The following is a 12390-nucleotide window of genomic DNA, read 5'->3' on the forward strand; positions in this document are numbered from 1 at the left end:
CTTCCATACGTGTTTTCCAACGTTCATACTTGTCTTTTCGGTTCATGACAACACCCTTTTCTATTTGATAGAAAGAGTATCTCATAGCTTGGGTATTAGTAGAATGTGTGCGTTATTTGACGCTTACGTATTTATTAAATGAATCGTTATCCTCAATATAATTTGATTTAAACATACAATAATATAGAGTTGTAACATCCTTATTACCTAACAACTTTAACTTTTCTTTTTTTTGAAATCTGTATGTAAACCCACATTTTTCGCTTACTCTTTTTGAGTTATGATTAAAGTTAAAATGACCACACCAAATTAATTCTAAATTTAGTTTATTAAAGCCATATGTAATTACACGATTTGCAGATTCTGGAATAATTCCTCTTCCCCAATATTTCGGGTGTAGCACATATCCTATTTCCTTTTGCTTTAATGCGACAAGACTATCATCTGGCTTTCTATCATGAAGCCCTATACTACCAATCACTTTATTTTCTTCCTTTAAAACAACCGCATATGTATCACTACTTCTTATAAACATTTTAATAATTTCTTTGCTTTCTTCTTCATTTTGATGCGGTTTCCACCCAGCATTAGGACCTACTAATTCACTTTTAGCATATTCATATAAGTCTTTGCTGTCAGTTTCTTTCCATTCTCTTAAAATTAACCTTTCAATTTTTAATGCTTCCATATAGCCCCTCCTACAAATTGAAATAAAAAACTGCAAAATGATTAGGAAAGGAGAATAGAGAATACTTCTGTACTAACTTAGTTATCTACTATTTTTACATACATCCCTCTTGTTGCTTTCTCATATGCTGTATGCCCCATCATTCTTATAGGTTCTGATAATTCCGATGCTCGTATTAATTTTCCATCCTTAACTATAGATGGATCAATGAGGCGAAGTTTGTTTTTGCGATGTAAATCGTAATCTACTCTATCTTCTTTTACTTGCACATTCGGATTAAGTTTTTTTAACAGACAAAGCAATTCCTGATCTTCTGATGATTTTATTTTAGCTATCAATTCATCATCTCTAACTAGGAAATCATTGAGGTTTAGTATATTTTTATCTAATGATCGCTTCAGAAGCGTAGCCAGCCTATCATAGCCATATATGTTTAATGGATCCATAAAAAAGTCAATGACTTCTTTATAATACGTTCTGACAAACCACTCAGCTATCTCAATGTTTTGCAAGTACATGTTCCCTTCGTAAACGATTAGATTATGTAAAAAGCGATTTACTTCTTCTAACGAAATATGTCCATATACATACATATCCCGAAGTGTATAGTCTACCCGATCCGCACATAATTCAGGTGCAGGCTGTTCTAACAATGTCCACTTTGAGTCATCAAATAGAATATCCTCATAGCTGTAGCCATATGTAGCTAAAATGGCTGGAATTCCCGAGTTTTTCACAACAGAGCTATAAATCTTTTCATGATAATCCTCCTCTTTATTTTCAAAAACGAAATCAACGACATGAGAAAAAGCGGTGTGGGAAACATCATGCAAGAGCCCAGCAATTTGCTCTTCTAATGAGCCACCAAGCTTGCGAATGAGTAGCATGACACCAATCGAATGATCAAAGCGTGTTACATTCCATTTCTCATTCACTAAATAACTTGCTCCCCCTTGGTGAATTCCTTTTAACCTTTGAACAGGCTCACTTAAAATTAACTCTTCTAGCACTTTATCTACCACAAACTCACCGTAAATTTCGTCAAAGACAATCATGAATATTCTCCTTTGTTAAGTCCTTACCATTTGCAAAATACGATTCATTGCGAGGCTGGGACAAAAGTATTTTAATAAATGAGAAACCGCAGAGCGGAGCACATGAACCGCTCGTTAAATATACATCGCTACGTTTTCTAAATGTTCGGATTCTCAGCCCCTATTTTGCCCTTAGTTCCTTTAAAAGCGCCATACACATAAGCACCATAATGACCGAAAAAGGTAATGCGGCCACTAGTGATGCCGTTTGAAGCGCCTCAAGACCGCCAGCAACTAAGAGAATAGTCGCGATTGCTGCAATTAACACGCCCCAAACGATGTTTTTCCAACGACTTGGGTGTAACGAATCATTCGAAGTCATCATTCCTAATACATACGTGGCCGAAGCCGCAGAAGTGATGAGAAACAAGAAAATAAGACCGATGGAGAGGACGGTAAGGATTCCTCCAAATGGTATGTGATCAAGCAATGCAAACAATCCATACGTTACATCTTCCCTCACCTCTTCCGCGATAGGCTGCCCTTCCTCTGTTTCAAAGAAGAGCGCACCTCCACCGAATACGGCAATCCATGCAACCGCAACAAGTGGTGGCACGAGCATGACACCGATCACGAACTCTCTAATCGTCCTTCCCTTTGAAACTCTCGCGATAAAGCTTCCGACGAACGGCGACCAAGCCATTGCCCACGCCCAATAAAAAATCGTCCATTCATCTAGCCAACTACTATCTTCCGTTGGGGAAACATCTAAACTCATACTGGCAAAATGGTGCACGTAATCTCCCATTCCCGCGATGAACGTGTGGAATAAATAGATCGTTGGCCCTCCAAAAAAAATAAAAAACATGAGGAAAAAGGCTAGTGTTAAATTAATAAAACTAATAACCTGAATCCCTTTATTTAAGCCAATGATGGTTGCTCCTAAATAACAAACAAGTAAGAGAGCAATGATCACTAATTCTGTTCCTATACCATCAGGGGTGTTATACGTATAATGTAATCCGCCACTTACTTGAATCACGCCAAGACCTAGTGTCGTGGCAACTCCAGTTGCTGTTGCTAGAACAGCTAAGCTATCAACTGCTTGACGCCAGCCTCTCATATGAGAAAGAAGTGGTTCAAGAGAGGCACTAATCCTCCCTTTTTTTCCTTTTCTGAACTGTACGTATGCAATCGACAAACCGATGACCGCAAAGATGGCCCATTGATGAATCCCCCAATGAAACATCGAGTATTGGATGGCAACTCTAACCGTTTCAAGTGACTGATCCTCATAGCCTGGTGGTGGGTCCATATAATGACTAACTGGCTCAGAGACGCCCCAAAAGACGAGGGCCACCCCAAAACCTGCTGAAAATAACATCCCAATCCAACTATAATAGGAGTATTCCGGCTGGTCTTCCTCTTTACCAAGCTTTATCTTTCCATATGTACTAAACGCTAAAAATAAACAGAAGCAAATAAAAAACAACGCTACTAGTAAATAAAAGCCTGAAAAATGGGTCGTTGTCCATGCAAATGCACTCTCTGCCATAGAGTCTAGCCGCTCTGGATAAAAAACCCCGATGCTGAGAAACAGCAAAATTCCAAAAAGTGTGACTAGAAAAACTGGGTTTAATTTTTTCAAAACATTCATCGGTCGTTATCCTCCTTACCTACTCATTAACCTTAAGTAAGGCGAGGAAAACGTCCAATCTTGTATCTTTTGCTAATACTTGAAAATGAATATGTACTATGTAGGATGACTAAGAGGCTTATCATTTTCAATCATTTATCTCCCTCATTATTAAATGCTCTCCCTCGTTTGTAAGTACATACTCTTCAAAACTAATTAGGAAACAACCAGATTTAAAGTTTGAATTAGATTAGACTTTTTACAAAGCCTATGCTTTTTTCTACGTAACCGATATTTTTATAAAATTTATGTGCATGTTCTCTTTCTGGTCGGCTTCCGCTATTTAATCCGATACGAGTTGCTCCAATTATTCTTTCCCAACTTTCAGCTTCCACTACAAGTTTTTTCCCTATCCCTTTATTACGAAAAATAGCATCTACTACTAGGGCTACAATACGAACATAGACACCATTCAACTCATAATAATACCCCTTAGCCACCCCTACCATTCCAACTATTTTTCCATCATACGAAGCTACTAAAGTATGATAATCAGGACTTGATTCAATAGTATGAAATCGCGTTCTCATAGCTTCAATTGTAGTAGGATAACCAAGTTGCTCCATCAATGACGTTAATGCCTCAATATCATTTTCTACCGCTTCTCTTATTTCCATTTATCAATTCTCCTATGGGATGTACCATCATTTTTCTTCAACTAACTTTCCCTAAAATAATATAATTTAGCCATGTATTAAATTCTAAGCTTAAATTGATATCCTTACCCAAAGTAAGAAAATTGACAGAGATAAAATACGTTATCAATACAAAAGACATAACCCCCACCCACTCAAGACCTTTTGTGTCGTTATGCCGTAACCCTAAATAGATAAAAGGTTCTCTTCTTTCAATTTTTTCAACTATGATCATAACGGGAATAATCCAAATACTTATTTTAATACAAGCGGATGCCTACCGTTTAACTTTAACAATAATTCCCTTAAGTGAAAAAAGAACAATCTTCTATTAATGAATCGCATAAGCCATACCGCATCCGAAGGCAATTCACCCCCCATTTAAAAGCAAAGGTTCATCATCCCATACCTGAACTTCAATATATCTCTCAGGCCCATATTTTCCATCCTTATTCCACTCTTGAGGAAGCCCATATAGTTTTATTATTTTTGAAATTTCTTCAAGTGTATATACTTGACCTCTATATGGCTTCCCATCCTGAAATCTCATTGCAGGAAACGAGTCACCATAAGTAAAACTTATTGTTTTTGGATCAAACTTTTTTAGTGGAATTTTCACTTCCATTCCGTCCTGAAACCATTCCTTCACCCAAGGACATTCTCCAAAAATAAAATAATGCGGAAATCCTTTCTTCGGTTCGCCGCCTTTGTTTATAAATAGTTCTCTTATTTTTTCTTCTAGCTCCCTACGGATTATTAAATAATTGGCTGGACGTTTAGCAGCGAATGTAGTATTTTCCTTTTGAAGCTTTTTAAAAATTCTTTCAGCATCGTTACTATCTAGTTCGGATAGATTTTTTAAGGGACCAGTATTGCGTTCATAATAATGATAAAGATAAGGTACTTCCTCATTTAAATCCATAATTTCACTCCTTGCATAAAACCCGCCATATTTTTGAAAAGGATAAGCTAGTTTCGTTTTAAATAATAAGATATTTTGGAGAACGATTTTCTAACCACCTTGAGTTATTATTCATTCTGTTTGATGTGAACATCAGCCATTTCCCTTAATTACTCATTAAAAAAATTTTCATTTAAACACTTTCTAGTTTGATATGTACTTGATGATAGCGATTATGCTTAGTGAGATAGTTCTCATGGACAGTGTTATCTCCATACTCGTTCAAAAGTTACCTTTTTGTTTTCTGATTTTAAAAGATATACATCAGGGTTGCTAAGATTTGACCAATCGTTAAATCCAAAATCTTTATTATAGGAGTTTAATAGCAAGGATATTAGATTCCCATGTGATACAATAATTGTATTTTCAAATGCACCTTTAAAAACATCCTCTACCACTTCTGTGATTCGTTTTGCAGCCTCTTGACTGGACTCTCCACCATCAAATTTCAATTCAAAATCCTCAAATGTGTTTCTTAATTTTTCAGGCCAATCCGAAAGGTAATTAGTGCTTAGTACACGCTCTTTTAATTGTCTATTAACTTCTATCTCGACATTTACCTGCTTTGCAAGTGGTTGTATCGTTTGAATAGCACGCTTATAAGGACTTGAAATGATACGTTCAACTTTACTATTTTCAAAAAAAGCAGCTAACTCAATGGCTTGTTTTAATCCTCTATTCGTGAGCGGCGATACAGGTGGTTGCCCCTCAGCCTCACAATGTCTGATAACATAAACCTTCTTCAATTAAACCACTCCATTATGAATTCGTTTGTTTTAAGAGTAAACGTTTATAAGTTTGATTATATTATCATTGCACACTTATGATCTTCTTTTAGATAAAGGGTGCATGTGGCTACTTGGTCTCATCTGAATTAAACTCTAACATTTTCATAATGACTTCCATATTAGCCTTTCTCTCTCAATATTATAGTGATTATTTTTTATGTGTAGCACCCTTAACTGACTACCCCCACTATGCCCTATGCCAAATCCTCTCAACTTCTCTAAGATTCTTTTTATCAAATGTTAATTTATAAATATCTGGCATATCAAGGCCTTCCCAAAAATGAAAACCATATTGTTCATCAAAGTAATTCATCATTAGGACCATTATATTACCGTGTGTTCCTACTACAATGTTTTTACCTTCATATGTTTCTAATACCTTCAACATTGCCTTAACACCCCGTTTTTGGGCGACAATATTAGATTCTCCACCTTCCCAAGAAAAAGTAGGTTCCTCCCATACTTTTGTAATAGCTACATGAAAGTCCTCAACAGGTTGTGCAGATAAGTTCCTTTCCTTAAAACCATCCTCAATGACAATTTCTTTACCTATACATTGTGCGATTCCCTCGACCGTTTGCACAGCCCTTTTGTATGGGCTAGACATGATAATATCTATGTTTTCTTTCTCAAGAATGCTACTAATACTTTTTGCATCAGCCAGACCTTTAGAAGATAAGGGTCTTGTTAATTCTTCAGGCGTATATGTAGAATGTGCGTGTCGTACAAAATACAAATGTGTGAGCACAATTGTCCCCTCCTATATAATTCAACATCAATGACCAATTACCTCGCTAACCTTAACCTATAAATCTTGAGATAAACGGACCATATCCCTACACTGAATACCATTTTCAAAAATGTCATCTTCGTAATGCTTAACAAAAAAGTCTATATCAACACCAACTATTCTAAAGCCACATTTTTGATAAAGAGCCAGCTGCCCTATGCCTGAATTCCCAGTTCCTATTTCAACGGTTTTGTAGCCTTTTGACTTAGCTACCTTAATGGCATCCATGACCAGGCGTTTGCCTATACCTCGACCATGTTGCTCTTCTACGACTGCAACATTCACAAGCTCAACTGTTTCTGGCCTCGTCGGAAGTAACACATAAACGCCCATTATGTGCTGATCGATTTCAGCTATAAAACATTCGCCCCTCTTACTATAGTCCTCCACAATCTCTCTTGAAGGATCAGCCAGTAACAACAATTCCATTGGCGGTTTTTCACCTTTATTAAGTTTTCTAATATTCATGTAATCTCCTTAATTAGCATTGATTTTTTAATTTATCTCTTTATTTATTACATCCAACTACTTCTTCATTTTAACATTCATTTCCTTTTTATTGATATACAAAAAAGCGCTTCATATTTCAGAAACGCTACCATTTGTTCAATAGGACAACAACATCATCGGATATCATTACTTTTATTTTTATTCCAATCGTAAGGTGTATTTGACCAATCCCATAATGAATACAATAAAAATGTGACAGCAAAAAATATAAAATTCTCACCCCATTGGATTTTTTCAGCAAAAAATAAATCCTTTATTGTAAGGACAGCTAAAAGCATCAAAGCGAATTTTATGTTCTTCTTAAACACATTACGCCTCCTTTATTCTTACACTTCCTGCCACATGATTTCAATAAAAAAAGTGATTATCGTTTTAGCTTTAGCCCCTCATGCGTTGCTTTAAAGCCTAACCGTTCATAAAACCTTAATGCATCTGGCCTTTTCTTATCCGTAGTCAATTGTACTAAATGACAACCACGTTCTTCCGCACGTTGAATGGCCCACTTTATAAGCTCAGTACCAATACCCTTTCCTCTTACCGAAGCTGACGTTCTTACCCCTTCGATAGTCGCTCTCCATCCACCTTGATGTGTGATATAAGGGGTAAACGTAATTTGTTGGACTCCAACGACTACATTTCCAGCACAAGCCACTATTAACTCGTTATTAGGGTCAGATGTAATAGCCTCAAATGCTTTCATGTAACTGTGAGGAAGTGGATTCTCATAACGCTCACGCTTACTTCCTAAAGCATCATCAGCAAGCATGGCAACAATACTATCTAAATCATTTTCGTTAGCTAGCCTAAACTTAATTTCGGTCTCCAATTAAATCCCTCCCACGTATGTTAACAAGAGTACTGATAAAGTTGATTATCCTTTTTCAATGGCAACAGGTTAACTGATGTATACGATCAACCTCCAATCGTGTTGAACAAGCGACAACATTTTCTTCTCCTAATCCTATTCACCATGTATATCCAACTGAGTTCGCAACTTTTTTCTGATAGATACTCCGTAACGAAAAATAGTAAATCGACCAAACTGTTAAATAGAAAACTAAATAAATGGATGAAAATAGCATGACCTCTCCAGTGTTTGCAATCGAAAAAGCAGAAAATCCAAATGGCAAACATAAAAGGAATATCATCATTCTTCCCATCGTTCTAACTATCATCAATCTTTTTTCATTCAGCTTATTCTTATAATAACCAAAGACGAAAATCGTTCCTATGAAGAGTTTTAGCATGTAGGTAAGCAAGTAACATATCTATTATTGGCTTTGCGAAACCTATTGCTGGGATAGAGGTACTTCCAATGTGAAAAATATCAACTAGTTCCTCCTTAAAAACTTCTTTCAATTTTTCTTTTTCGTTTCTATATGACTCTTCCCATAGGATCAATTCTGGTTTTCCTCAATGGAAGCCCTCCTTTAATACTTGCCATCGTCTGAATCATTCACAGGTAATATTCATAACTAGCATCTATATATGCTGCTTGGCACACATTTCAGGTCAGTTATTTACATAGCCACTAATGTTCTAAACGGCCAGCTTATCAAATAGCCGATGTAAAAGAACACTTCCCGAATCCAAAAAGGAATTTTACTATTCAGAGATTGATACATCGAGCTAGGCGTTGGCGAAGAATATGCTTCTAACCCCGTGTTTTCTGCCATTAACATGGCTCGCTTCATATGTAGTGGGTCACTTACTATGATAAAGGAATGTAAATGATTTTCGAAAGCTACTTCACTAGCATATCGAAGGTTTTCTTCTGTAATGCTCGATTCTATTTCAATCAGAATATCCCCTGGGGGTATATGATGTTCAATGGCATAATCTCTGGCAACCTCTGATTCAGCATATTTACTATTATCACCTTTACCACCCGTGAAGATTATTTTATCTACATATTCATTATCATACAGCCAAATGGCATGGTTAATTCTTTCACGAAGGACAGGTGAAGGTTCATCCTCCCAAGCAGCCGCTCCTAGTACAATAGCTGCATCTGCTTTGACTAATTGATTTACTTCACTGTAAGACCAGATACTGTAGGCACATATAGCTATACATATCACTATTAAACTAGCAAACACTACAACGATTTTCGCTATGATTTTCTTTTTCAACTGTCACCAACCCTTTTTATCTACTTCATTAAAAATCCGTAATAGAGTATTCCCCCTATAGCGAATAATAACGTAGCAACAACTACATATTTTTTGAACCCACGGAAATAGGAACGATAACCTTTGCCATTATCCTCATATGTAGCGAACTCCATCGCTAACCATATAATGGTCAATACTCCCAAAGCAATACCGATGACCCATTCCATATGAAAAACCTCCATATTTTACCTTTTTATACATTGTAGCATATGTCTCCACTTATTACAGATGCTTCCGCTTTTCTCTATACAGCGTTGTAGTTAGTACAAGGGATTGTGCGGAGGACTCCTGACTCACAACCTTGCGAACGGATGCTTACATAGAAGGAGCTGACTACGTGACAGAGTATCCAACATGATTGAGGAATAGCGGTTCCTCGTTCCGCTATTTCCTCTAGAATTCTCTTTTTCTCGTCGGAACGGTTCCTTATTCCTCTATGTCAGCTTCTCTTCTTCGTTTCGAGCTCTTTTTACTCGATTAGCGGAACGTAGATTACATTAGACTCTGTAAAGCGTCTATTTTCAGCTTTTAGCGGAATGAGGATTACATTAGGTTCTACTTTTCGAGTTCAATTGCTGACATCGGTTCGATGCCCGGCGGCTTTGTCATTGCCACTCATTACTTTATTAACAGTTAAATATATACAATTCCCTTAAATAAATCTGTCCCCACCTCTTTATGAGACCACTGAAAAAGTACCAATCGACTTTTCAGTTCCTTAGTTTCATTAGCAATGGATTCACTCGTATCAAGCTTCTCAAAATAGACAACGGTATCGCAGACTATTCGACACTTACTATTTAATATTCTCTAACAACATGCCCTTCATATACAGCTTCAATATTTAAATCCTTTTCACGGTTTATTGCGACCTCTACAATTTTTGATAAAATATTTTCTTCCACAATAGAGTGTATATGTAGACATCTAATGGTACCTAAATGGTTTGTTTCCACTTCCTCATAAGATTTCAAATTGTAAAAGTCAATTGCTTTTTGAATCAGATTTTTAATACATTCCAAATTTCGACAATTTTTCTTATTTATTTCACCTAATGTTCTATTTACGAAGTCAGCTATATTCAAACCCATTAAATCTTCTCCTTTAATATAAGTCACTAATTCTCTTGTAAAGTCTACTGGATTTTTTGTTCCTCACGTATGTAAGAATCGTTGAATTTGTATAAAATATATAAAAAAGAAGAGGAACTTTTTTGACGTCCCCCTCCTTTTTATTCAAAACGTAAGCCTGCTATCACCTATGATTGGAAATCATTAATCCGTTATTGCCCCCTTTGAAGCAGATGAAACGGATCGAGCATACTTACCTAGGATCCCCCTTAAATTTTGTTCTGGAGGACTCCAATCCTTTATTCTTTCATTAAACTCTTCTTGAGAAACATGAGCAACAAGTTCTTGCGTCTCACTATCAATAGTTAGCAAATCTCCTTCTTTAATTAATGCAATTGGGCCACCAACTTGTGCTTCAGGGGAGATATGACCTACTACTAATCCATGTGTCCCTCCAGAGAAACGTCCATCTGTAATTAACCCTACTTTTTCTCCAAGACCTTTACCGACTACAATTGCTGTAATCGATAACATCTCAGCCATTCCAGGACCACCTTTTGGTCCAACATACCGTATAACGATCACATCGCCCGAATTAATCTCATTATTTAAAACGGCATTTGTTGCCTCTGTTTCTGAATCAAAAACCCTTGCTGGCCCTGTAATTTTTTTAATTTTCAATCCAGACATTTTGGCTAATGCACCTTCAGGAGCCAAGTTCCCCTTTAAGATGACTAATGGACCTGTTGAACGTTTTGGATTTTCAAAGGAAATAATGTCTTGTCCATTTTTTAAATGTTGAATTTCTGATAGATTCTGCTCTATTGTGCTACCCGTTACTGTCAAGCAATCGCCATGAAGGAATCCTTCATCAAGAAGGAGCTTCATTACAGCAGGTACTCCCCCAATTTTAAACAAATCCTCCATTACATAACGACCACTTGGTTTCAAATCCGCTATATGAGGAACTTTTTTACGGATACGTTCAAAATCATCTAAGCTAAGATCAACATTCACAGTATGAGCTAATGCTAATAAATGAAGAACTGCATTGGTGGACCCTCCAAGCGCCATTACAACAGTAATAGCATTTTCAAAGGCTTTCTTCGTTATAATATCCTTAGGAGTAATTCCTTTATTCATCAAATGTATAACCGCTTTGCCCGCTTTTATACAGTCTTCTAATTTTTCTTCTGTCTCAGCTGGGTTCGATGAACTTCCAGGTAGACTCATCCCCAAAGCTTCGATTGCCGCAGCCATTGTATTAGCAGTATACATGCCACCACACGATCCAGCTCCCGGACATGCATGGCATTCAATTTCGTGAAGTTCCTTACGATCAATATCTCCATTATTGTATTTTCCTACTGCTTCAAAGGCAGAAACAATATCAATGTCCTTGCCATCTACATGTCCCGGTCGAATAGTTCCACCATAAACAAAAACAGCAGGTAAATTCAATCTCCCTATTGCAATCATACATCCTGGCATATTCTTATCGCACCCACCAATTGCTACGACGCCGTCGTAATTCTGAGCACTAACAACGGTTTCAATGGAATCCGCGATTACTTCTCGACTCGGTAAAGAAAAACGCATCCCATCGGTACCCATGGAGATACCATCTGAAACTGTAATCGTATTAAATATGAAAGGAGTTCCCCCATCCTCTAAAGCCCCTTCTTTTGCTTTTCGTGCTAGCTCGTCAATATGCATATTACAAGGAGTAACCTCACTCCAAGTACTTGCAATTCCCACAAATGGCTTCTTAAAGTCTTCATCTGTAATTCCCATTGCCCTTATCATGGCGCGATTTGGGGCACGGTTGATATCATTGAAAACAGAACTACGAACTTTTGATTTATAGTTATTCATTAGACTATACCTCCTCATATTTTTAAATAATCTTTCCTTCATTGTACACTCAATTAAGGATTACACCAATCACAATAAGTGGGAGATAACGCTGTCACACCATCCTGACACGGCTCTTCCTTTCTGAAATCGCAACAAGGGCACCCAAGTACTTCTTTTGCCATTTGTT

The 12390-nt window shown here is 36.9% G+C and carries 16 protein-coding genes; all 16 read right to left on the reverse strand.

Annotated features, from left to right (window positions below; all coding sequences use genetic code 11):
• Positions 1-112: 112 nt before the first annotated feature.
• Positions 113-688: a GNAT family N-acetyltransferase gene (locus MW695_RS17650; protein WP_247106777.1), complete on the reverse strand. Its 576-nt coding sequence runs from the start codon at positions 686-688 to the stop codon at positions 113-115.
• A gap of 77 nt (positions 689-765) precedes the next feature.
• Positions 766-1743, reverse strand: coding sequence for an HD domain-containing protein (locus tag MW695_RS17655; protein WP_247106779.1), 978 nt, complete (start codon positions 1741-1743; stop codon positions 766-768).
• Between the two features lie 160 nt (positions 1744-1903).
• Positions 1904-3379: a BCCT family transporter gene (locus tag MW695_RS17660; protein WP_247106780.1), complete on the reverse strand. Its 1476-nt coding sequence runs from the start codon at positions 3377-3379 to the stop codon at positions 1904-1906.
• Positions 3380-3603: 224 nt separating this feature from the next.
• A complete protein-coding gene (locus tag MW695_RS17665) occupies positions 3604-4035 on the reverse strand; it encodes a GNAT family N-acetyltransferase (protein WP_247106781.1) in 432 nt (143 codons plus the stop codon).
• Between the two features lie 388 nt (positions 4036-4423).
• Entirely contained in the window at positions 4424-4975 is a 552-nt protein-coding gene (locus MW695_RS17670; RefSeq protein WP_247106782.1) for a hypothetical protein, read from the reverse strand.
• A 245-nt stretch (positions 4976-5220) separates the two neighbouring features.
• On the reverse strand, positions 5221-5760 hold the full coding sequence (locus MW695_RS17675; protein WP_247106783.1) for a histidine phosphatase family protein: 540 nt from the start codon (positions 5758-5760) through the stop codon (positions 5221-5223).
• A 229-nt stretch (positions 5761-5989) separates the two neighbouring features.
• Positions 5990-6550, reverse strand: coding sequence for a histidine phosphatase family protein (locus MW695_RS17680; protein ID WP_247106784.1), 561 nt, complete (start codon positions 6548-6550; stop codon positions 5990-5992).
• 57 nt (positions 6551-6607) lie between these two features.
• Positions 6608-7060, reverse strand: coding sequence for a GNAT family N-acetyltransferase (locus MW695_RS17685; RefSeq protein ID WP_247106785.1), 453 nt, complete (start codon positions 7058-7060; stop codon positions 6608-6610).
• A gap of 155 nt (positions 7061-7215) precedes the next feature.
• Positions 7216-7410 carry a hypothetical protein gene (locus MW695_RS17690; protein ID WP_247106786.1) on the reverse strand — a complete coding sequence of 65 codons (195 nt, stop codon included), beginning with the start codon at positions 7408-7410 and terminating at the stop codon, positions 7216-7218.
• A gap of 56 nt (positions 7411-7466) precedes the next feature.
• A complete protein-coding gene (locus MW695_RS17695) occupies positions 7467-7928 on the reverse strand; it encodes a GNAT family N-acetyltransferase (RefSeq protein ID WP_247106788.1) in 462 nt (153 codons plus the stop codon).
• 139 nt (positions 7929-8067) lie between these two features.
• Positions 8068-8349, reverse strand: coding sequence for a hypothetical protein (locus tag MW695_RS17700; protein ID WP_247106789.1), 282 nt, complete (start codon positions 8347-8349; stop codon positions 8068-8070).
• Entirely contained in the window at positions 8303-8503 is a 201-nt protein-coding gene (locus MW695_RS17705; RefSeq protein WP_306421225.1) for a GrpB family protein, read from the reverse strand. The genes MW695_RS17700 and MW695_RS17705 overlap by 47 nt, the downstream gene beginning before the upstream one ends.
• 119 nt (positions 8504-8622) lie before the next feature.
• Positions 8623-9234, reverse strand: a complete 612-nt coding sequence (locus MW695_RS17710; RefSeq protein ID WP_247106791.1) for a YdcF family protein — start codon at positions 9232-9234, stop codon at positions 8623-8625.
• Positions 9235-9254: 20 nt separating this feature from the next.
• On the reverse strand, positions 9255-9443 hold the full coding sequence (locus tag MW695_RS17715; RefSeq protein WP_247106792.1) for a hypothetical protein: 189 nt from the start codon (positions 9441-9443) through the stop codon (positions 9255-9257).
• A 633-nt stretch (positions 9444-10076) separates the two neighbouring features.
• Positions 10077-10367 carry a DUF6407 family protein gene (locus tag MW695_RS17720; RefSeq protein WP_247106794.1) on the reverse strand — a complete coding sequence of 97 codons (291 nt, stop codon included), beginning with the start codon at positions 10365-10367 and terminating at the stop codon, positions 10077-10079.
• Between the two features lie 183 nt (positions 10368-10550).
• On the reverse strand, positions 10551-12221 hold the full coding sequence (ilvD, locus tag MW695_RS17725; RefSeq protein WP_247106795.1) for a dihydroxy-acid dehydratase: 1671 nt from the start codon (positions 12219-12221) through the stop codon (positions 10551-10553).
• Positions 12222-12390: the final 169 nt, after the last annotated feature.

The sequence above is a fragment of the Halalkalibacter sp. APA_J-10(15) genome (assembly GCF_023017105.1).
Taxonomy (GTDB): Bacteria; Bacillota; Bacilli; order Bacillales; family Bacillaceae_D; genus Halalkalibacter.

Bases quoted from the DNA above. Each gene is read 5' to 3' on its own strand.
- MW695_RS17650 (WP_247106777.1), bottom strand. From the start codon at position 688: ATGGAAGCATTAAAAATTGAAAGGTTAATTTTAAGAGAATGGAAAGAA.
- MW695_RS17655 (WP_247106779.1), bottom strand. From the start codon at position 1,743: ATGATTGTCTTTGACGAAATTTACGGTGAGTTTGTGGTAGATAAAGTG.
- MW695_RS17660 (WP_247106780.1), bottom strand. From the start codon at position 3,379: ATGAATGTTTTGAAAAAATTAAACCCAGTTTTTCTAGTCACACTTTTT.
- MW695_RS17665 (WP_247106781.1), bottom strand. From the start codon at position 4,035: ATGGAAATAAGAGAAGCGGTAGAAAATGATATTGAGGCATTAACGTCA.
- MW695_RS17670 (WP_247106782.1), bottom strand. From the start codon at position 4,975: ATGGATTTAAATGAGGAAGTACCTTATCTTTATCATTATTATGAACGC.
- MW695_RS17685 (WP_247106785.1), bottom strand. From the start codon at position 7,060: ATGAATATTAGAAAACTTAATAAAGGTGAAAAACCGCCAATGGAATTG.
- MW695_RS17700 (WP_247106789.1), bottom strand. From the start codon at position 8,349: ATGCTAAAACTCTTCATAGGAACGATTTTCGTCTTTGGTTATTATAAG.
- MW695_RS17715 (WP_247106792.1), bottom strand. From the start codon at position 9,443: ATGGAATGGGTCATCGGTATTGCTTTGGGAGTATTGACCATTATATGG.
- MW695_RS17720 (WP_247106794.1), bottom strand. From the start codon at position 10,367: ATGGGTTTGAATATAGCTGACTTCGTAAATAGAACATTAGGTGAAATA.
- ilvD (WP_247106795.1), bottom strand. From the start codon at position 12,221: ATGAATAACTATAAATCAAAAGTTCGTAGTTCTGTTTTCAATGATATC.